The sequence below is a fragment of the Streptomyces flavovariabilis genome (assembly GCF_000725785.1).
GTDB lineage: Bacteria > Actinomycetota > Actinomycetes > Streptomycetales > Streptomycetaceae > Streptomyces > Streptomyces hawaiiensis.
The window spans coordinates 159874-180948 of sequence record NZ_JNXD01000013.1; the positions used below are offsets into that span (position 1 = coordinate 159874).

The 21075-nt window shown below is 71.6% G+C and carries 21 protein-coding genes; 10 read left to right on the top strand and 11 right to left on the bottom strand.

The window, feature by feature from the left end:
- Nucleotides 1-29 precede the first annotated feature (29 nt).
- The 4 genes from IO24_RS0123970 to rsmI form a co-directional block, all read right to left on the bottom strand.
- Entirely contained in the window at nt 30-1469 is a 1440-nt protein-coding gene (locus IO24_RS0123970) for a resuscitation-promoting factor (protein WP_031138685.1), read from the bottom strand.
- Nucleotides 1470-1600: 131 nt separating this feature from the next.
- A complete protein-coding gene (locus IO24_RS0123975) occupies nt 1601-2491 on the bottom strand; it encodes a TatD family hydrolase (protein ID WP_031138687.1) in 891 nt (296 codons plus the stop codon).
- Nucleotides 2492-2570: 79 nt separating this feature from the next.
- Complete coding sequence (locus IO24_RS0123980) at nt 2571-2999, bottom strand: hypothetical protein (protein WP_031138689.1); 429 nt, start codon at nt 2997-2999, stop codon at nt 2571-2573.
- A gap of 210 nt (nt 3000-3209) precedes the next feature.
- A complete protein-coding gene (gene rsmI / locus IO24_RS0123985; RefSeq protein WP_031138691.1) occupies nt 3210-4055 on the bottom strand; it encodes a 16S rRNA (cytidine(1402)-2'-O)-methyltransferase in 846 nt (281 codons plus the stop codon).
- Nucleotides 4056-4166: 111 nt separating this feature from the next.
- Between rsmI and IO24_RS0123990 the strand changes: the two genes are divergently transcribed.
- From IO24_RS0123990 to IO24_RS0124000, 3 genes are all read left to right on the top strand, one after another.
- On the top strand, nt 4167-5915 hold the full coding sequence (locus tag IO24_RS0123990; RefSeq protein WP_031138693.1) for a dolichyl-phosphate-mannose--protein mannosyltransferase: 1749 nt from the start codon (nt 4167-4169) through the stop codon (nt 5913-5915).
- A gap of 128 nt (nt 5916-6043) precedes the next feature.
- Nucleotides 6044-7678 (top strand): penicillin-binding transpeptidase domain-containing protein, encoded by a 1635-nt coding sequence (locus tag IO24_RS0123995; RefSeq protein WP_031138695.1) that lies wholly within the window; start codon nt 6044-6046, stop codon nt 7676-7678.
- A 103-nt stretch (nt 7679-7781) separates the two neighbouring features.
- A complete protein-coding gene (locus IO24_RS0124000) occupies nt 7782-9449 on the top strand; it encodes a penicillin-binding transpeptidase domain-containing protein (protein ID WP_031138697.1) in 1668 nt (555 codons plus the stop codon).
- Between the two features lie 7 nt (nt 9450-9456).
- Here IO24_RS0124000 and IO24_RS0124005 read toward each other — a convergent pair whose 3' ends face one another.
- Nucleotides 9457-9822, bottom strand: coding sequence for an SsgA family sporulation/cell division regulator (locus IO24_RS0124005; protein ID WP_031138699.1), 366 nt, complete (start codon nt 9820-9822; stop codon nt 9457-9459).
- A 167-nt stretch (nt 9823-9989) separates the two neighbouring features.
- Here IO24_RS0124005 and IO24_RS0124010 point away from each other — a divergent pair, with 167 nt between their 5' ends.
- The 6 genes from IO24_RS0124010 to IO24_RS0124035 all read left to right on the top strand — a co-directional run bounded on the left by IO24_RS0124010 (nt 9990) and on the right by IO24_RS0124035 (nt 14823).
- Nucleotides 9990-11063 (top strand): energy-coupling factor ABC transporter permease, encoded by a 1074-nt coding sequence (locus IO24_RS0124010; RefSeq protein ID WP_031138702.1) that lies wholly within the window; start codon nt 9990-9992, stop codon nt 11061-11063.
- Complete coding sequence (cbiQ, locus tag IO24_RS0124015) at nt 11063-11824, top strand: cobalt ECF transporter T component CbiQ (protein ID WP_031138704.1); 762 nt, start codon at nt 11063-11065, stop codon at nt 11822-11824. The genes IO24_RS0124010 and cbiQ overlap by 1 nt, the downstream gene beginning before the upstream one ends.
- On the top strand, nt 11812-12579 hold the full coding sequence (locus tag IO24_RS0124020; RefSeq protein ID WP_031138706.1) for an energy-coupling factor ABC transporter ATP-binding protein: 768 nt from the start codon (nt 11812-11814) through the stop codon (nt 12577-12579). Before cbiQ ends, IO24_RS0124020 begins: the two co-directional genes overlap by 13 nt.
- A 10-nt stretch (nt 12580-12589) precedes the next feature.
- On the top strand, nt 12590-13051 hold the full coding sequence (locus tag IO24_RS0124025; protein WP_031138708.1) for a MarR family winged helix-turn-helix transcriptional regulator: 462 nt from the start codon (nt 12590-12592) through the stop codon (nt 13049-13051).
- 102 nt (nt 13052-13153) lie between these two features.
- Nucleotides 13154-13600, top strand: a complete 447-nt coding sequence (locus tag IO24_RS0124030; protein WP_031138710.1) for an organic hydroperoxide resistance protein — start codon at nt 13154-13156, stop codon at nt 13598-13600.
- A gap of 59 nt (nt 13601-13659) precedes the next feature.
- Complete coding sequence (locus IO24_RS0124035; protein WP_031138712.1) at nt 13660-14823, top strand: serine hydrolase domain-containing protein; 1164 nt, start codon at nt 13660-13662, stop codon at nt 14821-14823.
- Here the strand turns inward: IO24_RS0124035 and IO24_RS0124040 are convergent.
- From IO24_RS0124040 to IO24_RS0124055, 4 genes are all read right to left on the bottom strand, one after another.
- Nucleotides 14820-15095, bottom strand: coding sequence for a DUF1876 domain-containing protein (locus tag IO24_RS0124040; RefSeq protein WP_031138714.1), 276 nt, complete (start codon nt 15093-15095; stop codon nt 14820-14822). The genes IO24_RS0124035 and IO24_RS0124040 overlap by 4 nt on opposite strands.
- Before the next feature lie 72 nt (nt 15096-15167).
- Nucleotides 15168-16013 carry a DMT family transporter gene (locus IO24_RS0124045; RefSeq protein WP_031138716.1) on the bottom strand — a complete coding sequence of 282 codons (846 nt, stop codon included), beginning with the start codon at nt 16011-16013 and terminating at the stop codon, nt 15168-15170.
- Nucleotides 16010-16525 (bottom strand): YbaK/EbsC family protein, encoded by a 516-nt coding sequence (locus IO24_RS0124050; RefSeq protein WP_031138718.1) that lies wholly within the window; start codon nt 16523-16525, stop codon nt 16010-16012. Before IO24_RS0124050 ends, IO24_RS0124045 begins: the two co-directional genes overlap by 4 nt.
- A 44-nt stretch (nt 16526-16569) precedes the next feature.
- Entirely contained in the window at nt 16570-16755 is a 186-nt protein-coding gene (locus tag IO24_RS0124055; RefSeq protein WP_031138719.1) for a hypothetical protein, read from the bottom strand.
- A 90-nt stretch (nt 16756-16845) separates the two neighbouring features.
- On the opposite strand from IO24_RS0124055, the gene IO24_RS0124060 reads away from it, so the two are divergent.
- Entirely contained in the window at nt 16846-17988 is a 1143-nt protein-coding gene (locus IO24_RS0124060) for a glutathione-independent formaldehyde dehydrogenase (RefSeq protein ID WP_031138720.1), read from the top strand.
- 109 nt (nt 17989-18097) lie between these two features.
- Here the strand turns inward: IO24_RS0124060 and IO24_RS0124065 are convergent, their stop codons facing one another.
- Nucleotides 18098-20314: an MMPL family transporter gene (locus IO24_RS0124065; RefSeq protein ID WP_031138721.1), complete on the bottom strand. Its 2217-nt coding sequence runs from the start codon at nt 20312-20314 to the stop codon at nt 18098-18100.
- Nucleotides 20315-20411: 97 nt separating this feature from the next.
- Nucleotides 20412-21014, bottom strand: coding sequence for a TetR/AcrR family transcriptional regulator (locus IO24_RS0124070; RefSeq protein WP_031138722.1), 603 nt, complete (start codon nt 21012-21014; stop codon nt 20412-20414).
- Nucleotides 21015-21075: the final 61 nt, after the last annotated feature.

Below are 21075 nucleotides of genomic sequence, written 5' to 3' on the forward strand. Positions count from 1 at the left end.
GGACAAGGGTACGGGGGTTCGGTCGCCCCCTATCCGCGCAGCCGTGCACCGCAGTGCGGCCATGGGCTGGCCCCCCGCCGTACATACAGCTTCTTCGCCCGGTACGTCTGCTCCGCTGCCGGGGCGTCCTGGGGGCGGCCGCTGCCGCCGAGGGCCTGCCAGGTCTGGGTGTCGAACTGGTAGAGGCCGCCGTAGGTGCCCGAGGCGTCGACCGCGTCGGGCCGGCCGCCGGACTCGCAGGCCGCGAGGCCCTGCCAGTCGAGGTGGTCGGCGCCCTGCACGGACGCCGGGCGCTGCTGGGTGCCGACCTTGACGACCTGCGGGCGCGGCTCGCGCACCACCTCGGATCCGATCCGGCGCGGCTTCTGCCGGACGCCGTTGACCGTGCGCAGGGAGAAGGTGACCCGGCGCAGGCCGGGCTCGCCCGCCTGCTCCACGACCTCCGTGCCGCGGAACAGGGCCGGATCGTCCGTCCGCCGCACCTGGAACGGGATGGGCTCCTCGCGGACCTCCTTGCCGCCGGTGATCCGCAGCACCGTCACGGTCTGCCCGTCGCGCGGGAAGCTGCCCTGCGGGACCGACGTGGTGTCCTGGCCGCGCAGGGTGATCCCGGCCTCCTCGACGGCCTCCCGTACGGTCGCCGCGTTGGTGCGTACCGTGCGGGCGCGGCCGTCCGCCATGATCGTGACCGTGCGCTCGGTCCGCACATCCAGTGCGAGCCCCTCGCGGCCGATGCTCCGGGAGCGCGAGGTGGACACGTAGGCGCCCTCCTGCCGCACGCCGAGCTGGCGCAGCGCCCCCTCCACCGTGTGGGCGGTCGTCCACACCTGACGCCGGTGTCCGTCGAGGGTGAGCCGCACGGGGCGGGCGAAGTGCACGGCGACCTCGTCGCCGCTGCTGATCTGTGTGCCGGGCCCGGGCGCGATCACGTCGTGGGCGCCGACCTCGACGCCCTCATCCGCCAGCAGCTCGGTGACGTCGTCGGCGAAGGTGTGCAGCGTGCGCGCCTTGCCGTCGACGTTCAGCTCGATCGCCTTGTCCTTGGCGACGAACGCCGTGGTGCCGCCCGCCAGGAAGGCGACGACCAGGGCCTGCGGGAGCAGCCGCCGCATGGGGCTGTCCGGGCGCTCGGCGTAGCGCGTCTTGCGGCGGCGTGCGGCTCTGCGGTGCGAGCCGGTGCGCGCCGCGGCACGCGATCCGGCGCGGGCGCCCATGCCCGGGTCGGGGTACCCGGCGGGCCCGGGCGCGGGCCCGTCGTCCGGAGCGCCCTGCCGGGGCAGCCCGGGCCGGGTCGGCGTCTCGTAGGCGGGCCGGTAGGTGTCCTCGTGGGCACCGGTTCCCCCGGGCGTGCCGTAACCGAGCGTCTCGGCGCTGTGCAGGCCGGCCGGCGCCGCGTCGAAGCCGCCGTACACCGGGTCGGTGCAGGCCGGGCCATACGTCTCGTACGTCTCGTACCGCGAGTTGCTCACGCCGACGCGCTCCAGGGGCCGGAGGGGGTCCAGAGGGGTCCGGATCGGGCCCCCAGAACCTAGCGGAGCGTTCGTCACTCTCCAAAGCGACGCGACTACGCACAGTCGTGCGGTGAGGACGGCGGGCGGGGTCAGTAACCGAACGCGCGTGCCGTGTTCGCGCCGAGCGCCGTGGCCAGCGTGTCCTCGTCGGTGCCGCGCACCTCGGCCATGGCCCGCACCGTGACCGGCACCAGGTAGGGGGCGTTGGGCCGCCCGCGGTAGGGCGCCGGGGTGAGGAAGGGCGCGTCCGTCTCCACGAGGAGCAGCTCCAGCGGGGCCACCGCCACCGCGTCCCGCAGGTTCTGGGCGTTCTTGAAGGTGACGTTGCCGGCGAAGGACATGAAGTAGCCGGCGCTCGCGCAGATCTGCGCCATCTCGGCGTCGCCGGAGTAGCAGTGGAAGACGGTGCGCTCGGGGGCGCCCTCCTCCTTCAGCACGCGCAGGACGTCGGCGTGGGCCTCGCGGTCGTGGATGACCAGGGCCTTGCCGTGCCGCTTGGCGATCTCGATGTGGGCGCGGAAGGACCGCTCCTGCGCGTCCTTGCCCTCGGGTCCGGTGCGGAAGTAGTCGAGGCCCGTCTCACCGACGCCCTTGACCTGGGCCAGTCCGGCCAGCCGGTCGATCTCGGCGAGCGCGTCGTCCAGGGCCGTCTGGCCGCCCGGTTCGCGGGCGCCCTGCCGCGACCAGCCGTCGGGGTCGCCGTGCACGATCCGGGGTGCCTCGTTCGGGTGCAGGGCGACCGTCGCGTGGACGGCGTCGTGGGCCGCCGCCGTCTCGGCCGCCCACCGGGAGCCCTTGAGGTCGCAGCCGACCTGCACGACCGTCGTCACTCCCACCGACGCCGCCTTCGCCAGCGCCTCCTCGACCGTGCCGGACTGCATGTCCAGGTGGGTGTGGGAGTCGGCGACCGGCACCCGGAGGGGTTCCGGGAGCGGCGGGGCCGCGTTCTTGTCCTGGCGGCCGGAGTCGTTCGAAGGCATGCCCCGATCCTACGAAAGGGGTACGCCCTCCCCGATGGGGGAGGACCGGGGAGGGCGTCGACAAGGGAAGCCGGACGGGTCAGCTCGCCTTGCGCTGGAAGGGGTGCAGCAGGTCGGACAGGTGCCAGTGGTGGTGCTCGCGCTGCTCCTGGCCGTCCGTCGCCCCGGCCCCGGCGTCCGCGGTGGGTGCCTGAACGGGCCCGGCGGGTGGCGGCACGCGGGAGGGCCGGTGCGCCGCGTCGCGCGCCGACGCGACCCGTCCGGGCCGCATGATCCGCACGACGTGACTGTCGCAGTTCTGGCATTCGGGCTTGCTCAGCGGTGAGGGCACCACCTTGCCGTCCGCCACATAGAGGACGAACTCGTGGCCCGCCGCGTCCGTGTGGTGCTCTATCTCGTACGACTGCTCCCAGCCGTTCCCGCACCGCATGCAGGCGAAGGAGTAGGACTCGTTGACGACTGCGGTCGCACCGGCGCGGAGCCCGGTCTGCCCTGCGATCTCACTCATGCCAGCTCCTGTTCCGCTGTGGCGTGAGGACGAATCCGTCCCCGCGACCCAGTGGACTCCTCAGCCGGACCGATGGCAGCAGACCTGTCGACTGTTGGCCCCGATTTGGGGCTCCCTTGCCCGAGCCCCCCGGCGCCTTTACCCACGCATGGGGCGCACGAACTCGCCCTCAGGGGCGCGGGGAACTGCGCGACAAGCCCCGCACAACCGTCACCCGGAACGCTTCGCAGCAACCACCGCATCGAAGACGACCCGCTTCGGCACCCCGGCCTCCACCGCCACCGCGGCAATGGCCTCCTTGCGCCGCTCCCCCGCTTCCTCCCGCACCCGGACCCGCCGCACCAGCTCCTCGGGCCCGACATCCTCGGGCCCCTTCTCCGGCGCCCCCTCCACCACGACGGTGATCTCGCCGCGCACTCCCTCCGCGGCCCACGCGGCCAGCTCCCCGAGCCCGCCCCGCCGTACCTCCTCGTACGTCTTGGTCAGCTCCCGGCACACCGCGCCCCGCCGCTCGGCCCCGAACACCTCGGCCATGGCCGACAGCGTGTCGTCGAGCCGATGAGGAGCCTCGAAGTAGACGAGTGTGCGCCGCTCGCCGGCGACCTCCCGCAGCCTCCCCAGCCGCTCCCCCGCCTTGCGCGGCAGGAACCCCTCGAAGCAGAACCGGTCGACGGGCAGTCCGGACAGCGCGAGCGCGGTGAGCACCGCGGACGGCCCGGGCACGGCGGTGACCCGCACGTCCCGCTCCACAGCGGCCGCGACGAGCCGGTACCCCGGGTCGGACACGGACGGCATCCCCGCGTCCGTGACGAGCAGCACCCGCGCCCCGCCGACCAGCTCCTCGACCAGTTCCGGCGTCCGGGCGGACTCGTTGCCCTCGAAGTACGACACCACCCGCCCCTTGGGCGTGACGCCGAGCGCCTGGGTCAGCCGGCGCAGCCGCCGCGTGTCCTCGGCGGCGATCACATCGGCTCCGGCCAGTTCCTCGGCGAGCCGGGGCGGGGCGTCCGCGATGTCGCCGATGGGGGTGCCTGCGAGTACGAGGGTTCCGATCACGCCCCCATCCTCCCAGGGGCGGCCGGTGCGGACTCCTCCCAGGGGCGGAGGATGCGGACGCATACCGGCCATGCACGGGACTCACACAGAACGGTTCCCTACGATGGCGCGGTGACCAGTACCGCGTCCTCCACGGACACCCGGCAGGGCCAGGCGCCGCTCGACCAGCGGCCGTCCTGGCAGCAGCGGCTGCGCCGCTTCGGCTACCAGGGGCAGCCCAGAAGCGACGCCCGCGACGTCCGTGACCGCCTGGTGCCGCCGTACACCGAGCCCGGCCCGCGCCTGTGGGCGGCGCTGAGCATCCCGCACCCGCTCGCGGGGCGGCTGGTGCGCTGGTCGGGCTGGATCGGCCCGCTGCTCGTCACACTGCTGGCGGGTGTGCTGCGGTTCTGGAACCTGGGCAGCCCCAAGGCGGTGATATTCGACGAGACGTACTACGCCAAGGACGCGTGGGGTCTCGTCCACCGCGGCTTCGAGGTCAACTGGGCCAAGAACGCCAACGACCTGGTGCTGTCGTCGGGCGGGAACGTGAAGCTCCCGACCGACGCGGCGTACGTCGTGCACCCGCCGGTCGGCAAGTACGTCATCGGCCTCGGCGAGCTGCTGTTCGGGTTCGACCCGTTCGGCTGGCGGTTCATGACGGCCCTGCTCGGTACGCTGTCGGTGCTGCTGCTGTGCCGGATCGGCCGCCGCCTGTTCCGCTCCACCTTCCTGGGGTGTCTCGCGGGCGCGCTGATGGCGGTGGACGGCCTGCACTTCGTGATGAGCCGCACGGCGCTGCTCGACGGCGTGCTGATGTTCTTCGTGCTGGCCGCGTTCGGCTGTCTGCTCGTCGACCGGGACAGAGCCCGCGAGAAACTCGCCGCCGCGCTGCCGCTGGACGGCGACGGCCGGGCCCGGCCCGACCGGCACACGGCCGAGACCACGCGCCTGGGCCTGCGCCCCTGGCGCTGGGCGGCCGGCCTGATGCTGGGCCTGGCCATCGGCACGAAGTGGAACGGCCTCTACATCCTGGCCGCGTTCTGCCTGATGGCGGTGTTGTGGGACGTCGGCTCGCGCCGGGTCGCCGGCGCCCGGCACCCGTACACGGCGGTCCTCAAGCGCGACACGGGCCTGGCGTTCCTCGCCACGGTCCCGGTCGCCCTGGTCACCTACGTCCTGTCCTGGGCCGGCTGGATCCTCTCCGCCACGGACGGCTCCGGCGGCTACTACCGCAACTGGGCCGCGACCAGCGGCAAGGGCGGCAGCTGGGCGTTCCTGCCCGACTGGCTGCGCAGCCTGTGGCACTACGAGCACCAGGTGTACGAGTTCCACGTCGGCCTGTCCTCGCCGCACACGTACCAGTCCAACCCGTGGAGCTGGCTCGTCCTCGGCCGCCCGGTGTCGTACTTCTACGAGTCCCCCGCGCCCGGCAAGGACGGCTGCCCCGCCGACGCCGGCGAGAAGTGCGCCCGCGAGGTCCTCGCCCTCGGCACACCGCTGCTGTGGTGGGTCGCCTGCTTCGCGGTCCTCTACGTCCTGTGGCGCTGGTTCTTCCGCCGCGACTGGCGCGCGGGCGCCATCGCCTGCGGCATCGCGGCCGGCTACCTGCCCTGGTTCATGTACCAGGAGCGCACGATCTTCTTCTTCTACGCCGTCGTCTTCCTGCCGTTCCTGTGCCTGGCGGTGGCGATGCTCCTCGGCGCGATCATCGGCCCGCCGCGCTCCACCGACACCCGCCGCGTCGCGGGCGCCACAGCCGCGGGCGTCCTGGTCCTCCTGATCGCCTGGAACTTCATCTACTTCTGGCCGCTCTACACGGGCACCGCCATCCCGATCGACGACTGGCGGGCGCGGATGTGGCTGGACACCTGGGTCTGATCGATGTTCGGTAAAGAATCGAAACAGCCGTCCCCGCAGTAACCGCTTACGCATAGAGTGCTCCCCGGGATCGAGCTTTCTGAACGCGTTCAAAGGAGCGCGTGAGGCTCAACGGGGAGGGGCGCCCTATGGGCAAGGGGGTCAAAGCCGCCGTCATAGGCGGGGTGTTCGCGGTGATGGTGGGTGGGGCCGGGTACGGCACCTACAACATCGTGAGCGCGCTGAACGGTGGCGGGGGCGGCACGGGCGGGGTGGCCGTGGAGAAGAAGACGGGGCCGCCCGGCAAGGACGAGGTCGAGGAGACCTCGTCCAAGTTCTTCGCGGCCTGGGAGAAGGGCGCCACCGCCTCGGCGGCCTCGTACACGAACAACGACGGCGCCGCCGAGCAGCTGCTCACCGCCTTCGGCGACGACGCGCACATCACCGGCGTGAAGATCACGCCGGGTGCGGCCCGGGGCACCACCGTGCCGTACACGGTGAAGGCGAAGGTGGCCTACGGCGGGAAGTCCAAGCCGCTGAGCTACAAGAGCGAGCTGAAGGTCGTGCGCGGGCTGACCACCGGGCGGGCGCTGGTGGACTGGCAGCCGTCCGTCGTGCACCCCGAGCTGAAGAAGGAGGACACCCTCGTCACCGAGCAGTCGGCCACGCCGCCCATCGAGGCCGTGGGCCGCGACGGCTCCCAGCTGACGAAGGAGAAGTACCCCTCCCTCGGACCGATCCTGGACGCCCTGCGCGACAAGTACGGCGAGAAGGCCGGCGGCACCCCCGGCGTCGAGCTGGTCATCCGGCACACCGGCAACGGTGCTCCCGACACTCCGCTGCTCACCCTCGCCAAGGGCAAGCCGGGCAAGCTCACCACCACGATCAGCCCGGGCGCGCAGGCGGCGGCCGAGAAGGCGGTCAAGCGGTTCGCCCAGTCGTCGGTGGTGGCCGTCAAGCCCAGCACCGGCGAGGTGCTGGCCGTGGCCAACAACCGCACGGACGGCTACAACGCCGCTTTCCAGGGCGAGGCGGCACCCGGCTCCACCATGAAGATCATCACCGCCGCGATGCTCATCGACAACGGCGTGACCTCGATGAACGGCCCGGCACCCTGCCCCGACACCGCCGTGTGGCAGAGCCAGACGTTCAAGAACCTCACGAACATGAAGGCCAACGAGAACGCCACGCTGGCGAACAGCTTCATGCGGTCCTGCAACACCGCCTTCATCAAGCTCATCGACGAGAAGCCGCTCACGGACGCCTCGCTGACCCAGGAGGCCGAGGAACGCTTCGGGCTGGGGCAGGACAACTGGAAGACCGGCATCGCCTCCTTCGACGGCAGCGTCCCCGCCGTCGAAGGGCCGGACCGGGCGGCGGGCGCCATCGGGCAGGGCCAGGTGCAGATGAGCCCGCTGAACATGGCCTCGGTGACCGCGACCGCCATCACCGGCGCCTTCCGCCAGCCCTACCTGGTCTCGCCGGAGCTGGACGGCCGGGAGCTGGCCCGGGCCCGGGGCCTGCGGGCGAGCACCGCTGCCCAGCTCAAGCAGATGATGCGGCTCACGGCCACGCAGGGCACGGCCGCGCAGGCCATGGCCGGGCTGGGCGGCGACATCGGCGCCAAGACCGGTTCCGCCGAGGTCGACGGCAACGCCAAGTCCAACAGCTGGTTCACCGGATTCCGGAACGACATCGCGGCGGCGGCCATGACCGAGGAGGGCGGCCACGGCGGCGACGCGGCCGGGCCGATTGTCGCAGCCGTGCTACGAACAGGTGGCTGATCTCACCTCCGCGGCACGGGACTCTAAGGTGGTGGCCGTCGTTGGGACATGGGACGGCTGAGGGCGACGGGGACCCTGGGGAATCTCGGAGGAACGGACAGCAGTGGGCAACAGAAGGCGCGTCGACGAGCGACGGAAGACCAGACCCGCCGTGATCGGCGGGATGATCGCCGTGGTCGTGGTGGGTGCCGGGGCCGGTGCCTACGCGCTGTACGGCGGTGGCGCCGCAGCCGACGACGGGACACGGGCCTCGGACCAGAAGGCCAAGGTGAAGACGGGCCCGCTGTCCCCGGCCGAAGTCACCACCACCGCCCGCGCCTTCCTCACCGCCTGGCAGTCCCAGAAGGTCGACCGGGCCGCCGCGGCCACCGACGACACCTCCGCGGCCCGGTCGCTGCTCACCGGCTACACCAAGGACGCCCACATCAAGGACGTCACCCTCACCCCGGGCAAGCCGACCGGTGACAAGGTGCCGTTCTCCGTCAAGGGCACGGTCTCCTACAAGGGGACCGACAAGCCGCTGGCGTACGACAGCTCCCTGACCGTCGTGCGCCGCGCCGCCGACGGGAAGCCGCTGGTGGACTGGCACGCGGCGGTCGTCCACCCCGACCTGAGGGACGGCGACACGCTGGTCACCGGCGCGGCGGGCACGCCCCCGGTCAAGGCCCTCGACCGGGACGGCGGCGAACTGACCACGAAGAAGTACGCCTCGGTCGGCCCGATCCTGGACGGCCTGCGCGAGAAGTACGGCAAGAAGGCCGGCGGCAAGGCCGGCATCGAGCTCCGGGTCGTGCGCGGGAAGGCCGCCGAGGCGAAGGACCTGTCCGACAAGACGCTGCTGGAGCTGAGCAAGGGCACGCCCGGCACGGTGGAGACCACGCTGGACCCGGCGCTGCAGGCGGCGGCCGAGCAGCAGGTCGCGAAGAAGGCCAGGTCGTCGGTGGCTGTGGTGCGGGTGTCGACCGGCGAGATCCTGGCCGCGGCCAACGCCTCCCCCGGCTTCAACACCGCCTTCCAGGGTTCTCTGGCCCCCGGTTCCACGATGAAGGTCATCACCGCGTCGCTGCTGATCGAGAAGGGCCTGGCCTCGGCGGACAAGAAGCACCCGTGCCCGAAGTACTTCACGTACGGCCACTGGAAGTTCCAGAACGACGACAAGTTCGAGATCAAGAACGGCACCTTCAAGGCGAGCTTCGCCCGCTCCTGCAACACGGCCTTCATCAGCCAGGCCCCGAAGCTGAAGGACGACGACCTGACCAAGGAGGCCCAGCAGGTCTTCGGCCTGGGGCTGAACAACTGGGCGATCGGCGTGCCGTCCTTCGACGGCGCGGTGCCGGTGCAGTCGGCGGCCCAGATGGGCGCCTCGCTGATCGGGCAGGGCGGGGTCCGCATGAACCCGCTGAACATGGCGTCGGTGTCGGCGACGGTCAAGGCCGGCACCTTCCGCCAGCCGTACCTGGTCTCCCCGGACGTGGACGGGCGCGAGCTGGCGAAGGCCTCGCGCACGATGCCGGCGAGCACCCTGTCCCAGTTGCGCGAGCTGATGTCGTACACGGCCGCGTACGGCACGGCCGCGGAGGCGATGGCCGGGGTCGGCGGTGATGCCGGTGCGAAGACCGGCTCCGCGGAGGTCGACGGGCAGAAGAAGCCGAACGGCTGGTTCACGGCCTACCGGGGCGACCTGGCCGCCGCGGGCGTGGTCCAGCAGGGCGGGCACGGCGGTTCGACGGCCGGCCCGATCGTGGCGGCACTGCTCAAGGCGGGTGGCTGAGCCGGGTTCAGTGCGTGACGGGTTCCGCGGCGGCCATGTACGTCCGCCGCAGGAACCGCAGCAGCGCCTGCCGCTCGAACTGCACCACGGACACCCCCTGCGGGGAGTGGAACTCCACCACGACCTGCACCCGGCCGCACGGCCACACCCGCACCTCGCCGCCCCCGGCGGGGGCCCGCAGCCCCTCCTCCAGCAGCTCGCGGCTGAAAACCCACTCCCGTCCGCCGGCTCCCGGCAGCCCCATGCGCACCACCCGGGGGTCGCGGTCGGGGTCGTACCGGAGGGTGACCGGTACCGCCTCCAGCTCGTCGACGAGCGGCACGGCCGCGTCCGAGACGATGTGGGCTCGCGCGTACTGCTCGACTACGGACATCGGACGGCTCCTTCACCGTGCGTGCTCCGAGTGGAAACCTGCGTCCACTCCTTCTCCAATGTCGCATATTTTCCTATTTGCGCCCCTGGGGTCGGATATATCACGGGTGAGATAAAACGATCCTCACGCTCTTGCAAAGCGTTCGCATCAAGCCACATCATCGAACCGTGCATGTACCTGACGGATTCATCAACGCGCCCACCTCCGCCGCCACCGGCGTGATCGCCGCGGGCGCCGTCGCCGTGAGCCTGCGCGGCGCCCGCCGTGAGCTCGACGAGCGCACGGCGCCGCTGGCCGGGCTCGTCGCGGCGTTCATCTTCGCGGTGCAGATGCTGAACTTCCCCGTCGCGGCGGGGACCAGCGGCCACCTGCTCGGCGGTGCGCTGGCGGCGATACTCGTCGGCCCCTACACGGGGGTCCTGTGTGTCTCCGTCGTCCTGCTGATGCAGGGCATCCTCTTCGCGGACGGCGGTCTGACCGCGCTCGGCGTCAACATCACCAACATGGCGATCGTCACGACAGTCGTCGCCTACGCCCTCTTCCGCGGCCTGGTGAAGGTACTGCCCCGCACCCGCCGTTCGGTCACCGTGGCCTCCTTCACGGCCGCCCTGGTCTCCGTCCCGGCCGCCGCGCTGGCCTTCACGCTGATGTACGCCGCCGGCGGCACCACCGACGTGTCGATCGGCAAGGTCGCCACCGCCATGATCGGCGTGCACGTCCTGATCGGCATCGGCGAGGCCGTGATCACCGCACTGACCGTCGGCGCGGTCATCGCCGTACGCCCGGACCTGGTGTACGGGGCGCGGGGTCTCACCCAGAAGCTCAAGCTGCGGGTGAACGGCGAACTGGTCGACGCGCCCGACGCCGAGCCGGCGCCCGTACCCGCCGCCGCGCGGACCTCGCACCGCAAGGTGTGGGCGGCCGGCCTGGTCGCCTCCCTCGTGCTGGCCGGGTTCGTCAGCTTCTACGCCTCGGCGAACCCCGACGGCCTGGAGAAGGTCGCCGCCGACCACGGCATCGACGAGAAGGCCGAGGAACACGCGGTGTCCGACTCGCCGCTCGCCGACTACGGCGTCAAGGACGTCGACGACGCCCGTCTGTCCGGGGGGCTGGCGGGCGTCATCGGCGTGGGGGTCACGGTCGTCGCGGGCACCGGCGTGTTCTGGGCCGTGCGCCGCCGCCGTACGGACGACGCCTCGCCGTCGGACACGACGAGCACGACGAGCACGACGAGCGTCTGATGGGAGCGGGGCACGCGCACAAGCTGTACCGGCACGGGCACTCTCCCGTGCACGGCCTGCCGCCGCACACCAAGCTCGCCGCGGTGTTCGCCTTCGTGGTGGTCGTGGTGTCGACGCCACGCGAGGCGATGTGGGCGTTCGGGCTGTACGCGGTGCTGCTCGGGGCCGTCGCGTGCGTCGCGCACGTGCCCGCCGCCTTCCTGTTCCGGCGGCTGCTGATCGAGGTGCCGTTCGTCGCGTTCGCGGTGCTCATGCCGTTCGTGGCGGAGGGCGAGCGGGTCGACGTCCTCGGCCTGTCCCTCAGCGTGAACGGCCTGTGGGGCGCCTGGAACGTGCTCGCCAAGGGCACCCTCGGCGTCGCGGCCTCGGTGCTGCTGGCTGCTACGACCGAGCTCCGCGAACTGCTCCTCGGCCTGGAGCGCCTCAAGCTCCCGCCCCTCCTCGTGCAGATCGCGTCCTTCATGATCCGCTACGGCGACGTCATCACCGACGAGATGCGGCGCATGCGGATCGCCCGGGAGTCACGCGGCTTCGAGGCGAAGGGCGTGAAGCACTGGGGCGTCCTCGCCAAGTCGGCGGGCGCGCTGTTCATCCGCTCCTACGAGCGCGGCGAGCGCGTGCACCTGGCCATGGTCAGCCGCGGCTACGCCGGCTCCATGCCCGTCATCGACGAGGTGACCGCGTCCCGGGCGCAGTGGTCGTACGCCTTCGCCCTGCCGAGCGCGGCTCTCGTCGTCTGTCTGCTGGGATGGGTCCTGTGACTGCTTCTCTCGAGGTCTCGGGCCTCGCTTTCGCCTACCCCGACGGTCATCAGGCCCTCTTCGGCGTCGACTTCTCGATCGCGCGCGGCGAGCGGGTCGCGCTGCTCGGGCCGAACGGTGCCGGCAAGACGACCCTCGTGCTGCACCTCAACGGCATCCTGACCTGCGGCGCCGGCACGGTGCGGGTCGCCGGGCTGCCCGTGGACAAACGGAACATGGCCGAGGTCCGGCGCCGGGTCGGCATCGTCTTCCAGGACCCGGACGACCAGCTGTTCATGCCGACGGTCCGGGAGGACGTGGCGTTCGGGCCGGCGGCGGCCGGGCTGAAGGGGCCCGAGCTGGAGGAGCGCGTGGAGCGGGCGCTGGAGCGGGTCGGCATGGCGGAGTTCAAGGACCGCCCGCCGCACCACCTCTCCTTCGGGCAGCGCCGCCGGGTGGCCGTCGCGACCGTCCTGGCGATGGAGCCGGAGATCCTCGTCCTCGACGAGCCCTCCTCCAACCTGGACCCCGCCTCCCGTCGCGAGCTGGCCGACATCCTGCGCTCCCTGGACGTGACCGTGCTGATGGTGACGCACGACCTCCCCTACGCCCTGGAGCTGTGCACGCGCTCCCTGATCCTCAGCGACGGGGTGATCGCGGCCGACGGGCCGACCGGCGAGCTGCTCTCCGACGAGGAGCTGATGCGGGCCCACCGTCTGGAGCTGCCGTTCGGTTTCGATCCGCGTTCCGTCCCGGCGGCTCCGGCCCGTCCGTGACAATGGCCGCGTGACGAACGAGGAGAGCGACGGATCGCTGCTGCTGGACGAGCAGCTGTGCTTCGCCCTGTACGCCGCCCAGCGCGCGGTGACGGCGGCGTACCGCCCGCTCCTCGACGAGCTGGGCCTCACCTACCCCCAGTACCTGGTGCTGCTGGTGCTCTGGGAGCGCGGCGAGACGACGGTGAAGGAGCTGGCCGCCGCCCTGCGCCTCGACTACGGCACGGTCTCGCCGCTGCTGAAGCGGCTGGAGGCGGCCGGTCTCGTGCGGCGTGAGCGGTCGGCGCGGGACGAGCGGTCGGTGCTCGTGACCGTGACGGGGGGCGGTGAGGAACTCCGGGAGCGGGCGGGGCGGGTGCCCGGCGCGCTGCTCGCGGCGACCGGGCTCGACGGAACGGAGGCCGGGCGGCTGCGTGCGGAGTTGTGGCGGCTGGCCGAGCGGGCGGAGTCGGCCGCGGACCGGGCCCGCTGAGGGTTACCCCCGGTTGCCACCCCCTGGCCATGACAGGGAGGTTACCGGCCAGTACCTTGTGCACGATGTGTTTGTGCGCACCTGGTTCCGGGGGAGGACAGCATGACTGACGGCCCCGCCGTCGACACCCGCCCGACGAAGATCATGTTCGTGGCGGAGGCCACCGCCCACGGCGGTCGCGAGGGTTACGTCACCAGCCAGGACGGTCAGCTCGACCTCAAGGTCGCGATGCCCCCGCAGCTCGGCGGCGACGGCAACGGCACCAACCCGGAACAGCTCTTCGCGGCCGGCTACAGCTCCTGCTTCCACAACGCCCTGATCCTCGTCGGCAACCGCGAGGGCTACGACCTGACCGGCTCCACGGTCTCCGCGAAGGTCGGCATCGGCCCCAACCGGCAGCGCGGCTACGGTCTGGCGGTCGCCCTCAGCGTCTCCCTGCCGGTCGTCGACCCCGACCTCGCTACCAGGCTGGTGGACGCCGCCCACGAGATCTGCCCGTACTCGAACGCGACCCGCGGGAACATCGACGTGACCATCCTGCTTGGCTAGGGGGAGCACAGCGGCAAGACGCATCGGCGAGACGCATCAGCAGGACGAGGAGTACGGGCGTGGACGTGCACGGCACAGTGGCCGAGGGCTTCGAGCCGGTGAGGGACGCGTTCGTACGGAACTTCGCCACGCTCGGGGACCGGGGCGCGGCGGTCGCCGTCTACCGGGACGGACGGAAGGTCGTCGACCTGTGGGGCGGCACCAAGGACGTCGACGGCACGGCCCCCTGGGAGCGCGGCACCGCCCAGGTCGTGCGCTCGGCGACGAAGGGGGTCGCCGCCGCCGTACCCCTGCTGCTGCACCAGCGCGGGCAGCTCGACCTGGACGCGCCGGTGGGGCACTACTGGCCCGAGTTCAAGGCGCGGGGCAAGGAGCGGGTGCTGGTCCGGCACGTGCTGAACCACCGCGCCGGGCTGCCGGTGCTCGACCGGCCGCTCACCCCTCAGGACGCCCTCGACCCGCTGAAGGGCCCGGAGGCGGTCGCCGCGCAGGCACCCGTCTGGGAGCCCGGCACCGACCACGGCTACCACGCGCTCACCTACGGCTGGCTGCTCGACGAGCTCGTACGGCGCGTGACCGGGCAGCGCACCGGGGAGTGGCTCGCGTCGCAGGTCACCGGCCCGCTGGGCCTGGACCTCTGGCTCGGACTGCCCGAGCCGGAGGCCGGCCGGGTGGGACGCGTGGGCCGCGTCGAAGGGGCCGAGCCGACCGGGGGCCTGCGCGCCCGCCCCAAGCGCTCGGTCACCGAGGCCTACGAGGACCCGGCCTCCCTCACCCGCCGGGCGTTCGCCGCGATCTCCCCGTTCCCGGACCAGAACGACCCCGCCTACCACGCGACCGCCCTCCCCGCGACGAACGCGATAGCGACGGCGGACGGACTGGCCCGTTTCTACGCGACCCTGATCGGTGACGCGGCCGGCGCCGCACGGCTCTTCACGCCGGACACGCTGGACCTGGCCCGGGCCGAGGAGTCGGCGGGCCCCGACCGGGTCCTGGTGGTCGGCACCCGCTTCGGCCTCGGCTACATGCTGCACGGCAGCGCCTCGCCGTTCCTCACACCGGGTTCCTTCGGCCACCCGGGACGCGGCGGCGCCCTCGGCTTCGCCGACCCGGAGACGGGAATCGCCTTCGGCTACGTCACCAACGGCTTCCGCAAGACGGTGACGGCGGACCCGCGGGCGCAGGGGCTGGTGCGGGCGGTGCGGGGAGTCCTGGACCTCTAGACGTGGATGGGGTGGGAGGTCCGCCCCGACGCCTGGTCGATCTCCTCGTGGGCCTTGGTCAGCAACCGCATGGCGAGTTCGTTGAGCGCCCGGGCCCCGGCGATCTCCTCCCCGACCCTCGGCTGATTGGCGTCGGTCCGGTGCCGGCTCGCGTGCCCGTGCGCCCGTACCTCGGTGCCGTCGGGCAGGCGGACCATCGCGGCCGCTCGCGTGTGCTGGTCGTCCTCCGTGAACTCCATCTCGACGTGCCATCCCACTGTGGTGTGCATCATGACGATCACCTCCGGAACGCTTAGTTCCAGGGTGCTCCTCGCGCGGGCCGGACGCACCCGCCTGACGGGCCCCTATCCGGCGTGCAGCATCAGCCCTATGCCGACGACCAGCAGCCCGGCCGCCGCGATCCTCGGCGCGCCGAACCGCTCCTTGAAGAACACGGCCCCGATCGCCGCGCCCACGATGATCGACGACTCGCGCAGCGCCGCGATGGGCGCGAGTTCGGCCCGGGTCTGGGCCCACAGGACGAGGGCGTAGGCGGCGACGGACAGCGCGGCGCCTAGCAGCCCGACCCCCGCGAAGGGCCGGAGCAGGGCGACCGTATCGCCGCGCCAGCGCCATGCTGCGTACGCGGGGATGACGACCCCCTGCACCGCCATCAGCCAGGCGATGTAGCCGAGGGAGGAGCCGGAGGCCCGCACGCCCAGCCCGTCGACGACGGTGTACACCGCTATGGTCAGCCCGGTCGCCAGGGCCGCTCCGATCGCCGCCCAGTCGGGCCGCCGCCCGCGCAGGCCCCACAGGGCGACGCCGGCCAGCCCCGCGCAGGACACGGCGATCCCGGCGGCGGCCCAGCCGTCGGGCACCTCGTGCGCGAAGAGGGCGGCGAGCACGGTCACGACCAGCGGCGCGGTGCCCCGGGCGATGGGGTAGGCCTGCCCGAAGTCGCCCAGCCGGAAGGACTTCATCAGCAGGGCGTAGTAGGCGATGTGGACGGCTGCGGAGGCGAGCAGATACGGCCACGCCCCGGCCGCCGGGAATGCCACGAACGGTGCCAGGGCCAGCCCGATGACCATCCCGCCGCCCGAGATCAGCGCGAAGCCGACGAGCTTGTCGGTGATCTTGTGGGCGATGGCGTTCCAGCTGGCGTGGGTGACGGCGGCGAGCAGGACGGCTGCGGTGACCAGAGGGGTCACGCGGTGCGCTCGCGCACGTCCACCACAGTGCCCCCGGCGTGGGCGACGAGGTCCCTGGGGGCCATGGGGAACACGGTGTGCGGCGTCCCGGCCGCGGCCCAGACGACGTCGTGCTCCAGCAGGGACCGGTCGGCGAGCACCCGGGTCCTGGTCCGGTGCCCGAAGGGCGGCACGCCGCCGATGGCGTACCCGGTGGTCTCCCGCACGACGTCCACCTTGGCCCGGGTGACCTTGTCGGCGCCGAGTTCCTTGCGGACCAGTTCGAGGTCGACGCGGGAGGCCCCGTCCATGAGCACGAGCACGGGAACGCTGTCCGCGGCGAAGATCAGCGACTTGCAGATCTGGCTCAGCTCGCACCCGATCGCGGCGGCGGCCTCCTCGGCGGTGCGGGTGGCATCGGGAAAGCGGCGTACCCGGCCCACGAGATCCCCGAGCCCGAGCTCCCGCAGGGCCTCGGCGAATCGGGGGTGGGCTCCGGAGCCCTCGGCGTCAGTGGCGGCTGTCGTCGTCATGCCCCGCACGCTAGCGGTACGTGTACGGGACACGCGAGGCCGTTTCAGCCGGTGGTGTCCTCCGGCCGGACGTCCGCGAACTCCCACCAGGCGAGCGGCAGCCAGTCGCCGTCGACGAAGCCGTCGACGGATCCGCCGGTGCCCTGGATGGCCACGCGGGTCCCGACCGGGTAGGTGGTGCCGGACAGTCCGGAGACCGCCACGAGAAGTGTGCCGATACGACGAGACAAAGCCCTACTTCCTTTCTTCTCTGCGTGCAAATCGTCTCATCATGCACCAGCCTGGTATATGAGCCACGGCACAGACGGAGGTGCTTGACGATGAGGGCTGTCGTGTACAAGGGGCCCTTCGAGGTAGCGATAGAGCAAGTGGAGGATCCACGGATTCAGCACCCGAACGATGTGCTCGTCCGGGTGACGTCAACGGCCATCTGCGGCTCCGACCTGCACATGTACGAGGGCCGTACGGCCGCGGAGCCGGGCATCGTGTTCGGCCACGAGAACCTCGGCGTCGTCGAGGAGACAGGAGAGGGGGTCACCACCCTCAGCAAGGGCGACCGGGTGGTCATGCCGTTCAATGTCGCCTGCGGGTTCTGCAAGAACTGCTCGGCGGGCTTCACGGGCTTCTGCCTGACGGTGAACCCGGGCTTCGCCGGCGGCGCGTACGGCTATGTGGCGATGGGGCCCTATACCGGGGGCCAGGCGGAGTACGTCCGGGTCCCGTACGCCGACTTCAACTGCCTGAAGCTCCCGGAGGGCACCGAGAAGGAGACCGACTTCGTCCTGCTCGCGGACATCTTCCCCACGGGCTACCACGGCAACGAACTGGCCGACGTGCGCCCCGGTGACACGGTCGCCGTGTACGGCGCCGGTCCGGTCGGGCTGATGGCCGCCTACTCCGCGATGCTGCGCGGTGCGAGCAAGGTGTTCGTGGTCGACCGGGTGGCGGAACGTCTCCAGAAGGCCCAGGAGATCGGCACGGTCCCGATCGACTTCAGCCAGGGCAACCCGGCGGAGCAGATCAAGGAGCAGACCGGCGGCCAGGGGACCGACAAGGGCATCGACGCGGTGGGCTACCAGGCCCAGGCGCAGGGCGAGGACCGCGAGGAACCGGCGATCGTTCTGAACTCCCTGGTCGAAACGGTCCGCCCGACGGGCGCGCTCGGCATCCCCGGCCTCTACGTCCCGAGCGACCCGGGCGGTCCGGACGAGCAGGCCAAGAAGGGCATGCTGATGGTCTCCATCGGGCGCCTCTTCGAGAAGGGGCTCCGCATGGGCACCGGGCAGTGCAACGTCAAGCGGTACAACCGCCACCTGCGGGACATGATCATCGAGGACCGTGCGAAGCCCAGTTTCGTGGTCTCGCACGAGCTGCCGCTCGACCAGGCTTCGTCGGCATACGAGAAGTTCGACAAGCGCGTCGAGGGCTACACGAAGGTCGTCCTCCACCCACAGGCGGCGTAAGGAGCCGAGCAGACCAGCCGGCCGAAGGCAGCCGGTCGGTGCGCGAAAGAGGCCGGTGAGGGTCCCCGTCCCCACGGAGCCCTCACCGGCCGGTCCTCGTACGGGCCCGTCAGGCGCGGGCCAGCTCCAGGTCCTCGTCGTCGCGGTCGGTGCGGGTGCGCAGGCCCTCGCCCTCGACGTCCACGTTGGGCAGCGCGCGGTCGAGCCACTTGGGGAGCCACCAGGCCTTGCGGCCGAGGAGGGCCAGGACGGCCGGGACGATGGCCATGCGGACGATGAACGCGTCGAAGAAGACGGCGATCGCGAGGCCGAAGCCGATCATCTTGACCATCGATTCGGACGATCCGATGAAGCCGGCGAAGACGGCCATCATGATGACCGCGGCGGCGGTGACGACCCGGGCGCCGTGCCGGAACCCGGTGACCACGGCCTGCGCGGGCTTCTCGCCGTGGACGTAGGCCTCCCGCATCCGGGTCACGAGGAACACCTCGTAGTCCATCGCGAGGCCGAAGACCACGCCGACCATGAAGATCGGCATCATCGACATGACCGGTCCGGTCTGCTCCACGCCCATCAGGCCCGACAGCCAGCCCCACTGGAAGACGGCGACGACCGCGCCGAGGGCCGCCATCACGGACAGGAGGAAGCCGAGGGCCGCCTTCAGCGGGACCAGGATCGAGCGGAAGACCACGATCAGCAGGAGGAAGGCCAGGCCGACGACCAGCACCAGGTACGGCACCAGCGCGTCGTTGAGCTTCTGGCTGACGTCGATGTTCATCGCCGTGCTGCCGGTGACCAGGACGTTCGCGTCCGTGTCGGCCTTGATGTCCGCGCCCGCGTCCCGGATGCCGTGCACCAGGTTCTCCGTCGTGACGGAGGACGGCTTGGAGCCGGGGATCACGGTGATGGTGGCGGTGTCACCGGCCTTGTTGGGCTGCGCCGGCGTCACCGTCACGACGTCCTTCAGGCCCTTGATCTCGTCACCGGTCTCGGTGAAGACGGCCTTCGGGTCGTCGCTGCCCTTCGCGTCGACGACGACCATCAGCGGGCCGTTGAAGCCCGGCCCGAAGCCCTCGGACAGCAGGTCGTAGGCGCGGCGCTGGGTGGTGGACGTGGGCTGGGAGCCGTCGTCGGGCAGGCCCAGTTCGAGGGAGGTCGCCGGGACGGCCGCCGCGCCGAGGCCGATGACGCCGAGCAGCAGCACCGCGACCGGCCGGCGTATGACGAAGCTCGCCCAGCGCGTGCCCAGGTTCGGCTTGGCCGGCTCGGCCGGCTTGTCCTGCTTCTTCGAGCGGCCGAGGAGCTTGCCCTTCGCCCCGATCGGCCTCACCTTCCGGCCCGCGTAGCCGAGCAGTGCCGGGACCATCGTCAGGGCGATCAGCACCGCGATGGCCACCGTGCCCGCCGCCGCGATACCCATCTTCGTCAGCATCGGGATGTTGACGACGGACAGGCCCACCAGGGCGATGACCACGGTGAGACCCGCGAAGACCACCGCGGAGCCCGCCGTGCCGACGGCCCGGCCCGCCGCCTCCTCGCGCTCGCGGCCTTCGGCCAGCTCGGCGCGGTAGCGGGAGACGATGAACAGCGCGTAGTCGATGCCGACGGCCAGGCCGATCATCATCGCCAGGGTGGAGGTGGTCGTGCCCAGATCCAGCGCACTGGCCAGGCCCGTGATCGTGGAGACGCCGATCCCCACGCCGATGAGCGCCGTCAGCAGCGGCAGGCCGGCCGCGACCAGCGAGCCGAAGGTGATGACCAGGACGACCGCGGCGACCGCGATGCCGATGATCTCGCTGGAGCCGGTGTGCGGGACCGCCTGGAGCGCGTCGCCGCCGATCTCGACGGTCAGCCCGGCCTTCCGCGCGTCCTTCGCGCTGTCCTGCAGGGCGTCCTTCGCGGCGTCGTCCAGCTCCATGCCGGAGACCTTGTACGACACCTGCGCGTACGCGATCGTGCCGTCCCTGCTGACGGCCTTCGCCTGGTACGGGTCGGTGACGCGGACGACCTCGGAGCCGTCGGACAGCTCCTTCACCGTGTCCTGGACCGTCGCCTTGTTGCCGGGGTCGGTCATCTTCTCGCCGCTCGGCGCCTTGAAGACGACGCGTGCGGTGGCCCCGTCGGCACTGGTGCCGGGGAAGCGCTGCTCCAGCAGGTCGAAGGCCTTCTGGGCCTCGGTGCCGGGGATGGAGAACGAGCTGTTGCCCGCAGTGGGGGCACTGGCCGCGCCGACTCCGGCGAGGGTCAGCAGGGCCACCCATATCAGGGCGACGAAGTGCCGCCGCCGGAACGAGAGCCGGCCGAGTTTGTAGAGGAAAGTGGCCACGAGGGCGTACTCCCGGTCAGTCGTGGGGTGTTCAGGGCAGGGGTGATCAGCCCGACGACGTGAGCGGAGACGTCAGGTAGGGGCTACGTGAGGGGGACTACTCGGTGGGTACGCCGAGGGCGGGGAGGACCACGGCGTCGATGTACGAGGTGAGGAAGGCCGCCGTGGGCGGTCTGTCGTCGAGAACGGCGCAGGTGACGAAGGCGCCGAGCATCATGTGCGCCACGAACTCCAGCGCGGGGCAGTCCGCACGGACCTCGCCCCGGTCGACGGCGCGCTGGAGCAGGCGGCGCGAGTCCGCGATCTCCGGCTCGATGATCTGGCTCCGGAACTCGCTGTGCAGGTCGGGATTGGCGTGCATCGCCGTGGCCAGACCGCGCATCAGCGCACCGTTCTGCTCCATCTCGGCGTCGTCCGCGCGCTCCATCAGGGCGTGGAAGTCGCCGCGCAGCGAGCCGGTGTCGATCTCGTCGAAGTCCTGCACCGGCTTGGTGTGGCGGAGCGCCTTGACGACCAGTTGGGCCTTGCCGCCCCACTGGCGGTAGAGGGTGGCCTTGCTGGACCGGGTGCGCGCCGCGACGGCGTCCATGGTGAGGGCGTCGTAGCCGACTTCGCGGAGCAGGTCGAGCACGGCCGCGTAGAGCTCGGCCTCACGCTCGGGGGTGATCCGACTGCGACGCGCGGTGGCGGCCTCAGTCATCTCTCACACCTTCCTGACTGCGAACGACACGGTTTCGTACGTGACGAAGGTAGCGCACCTC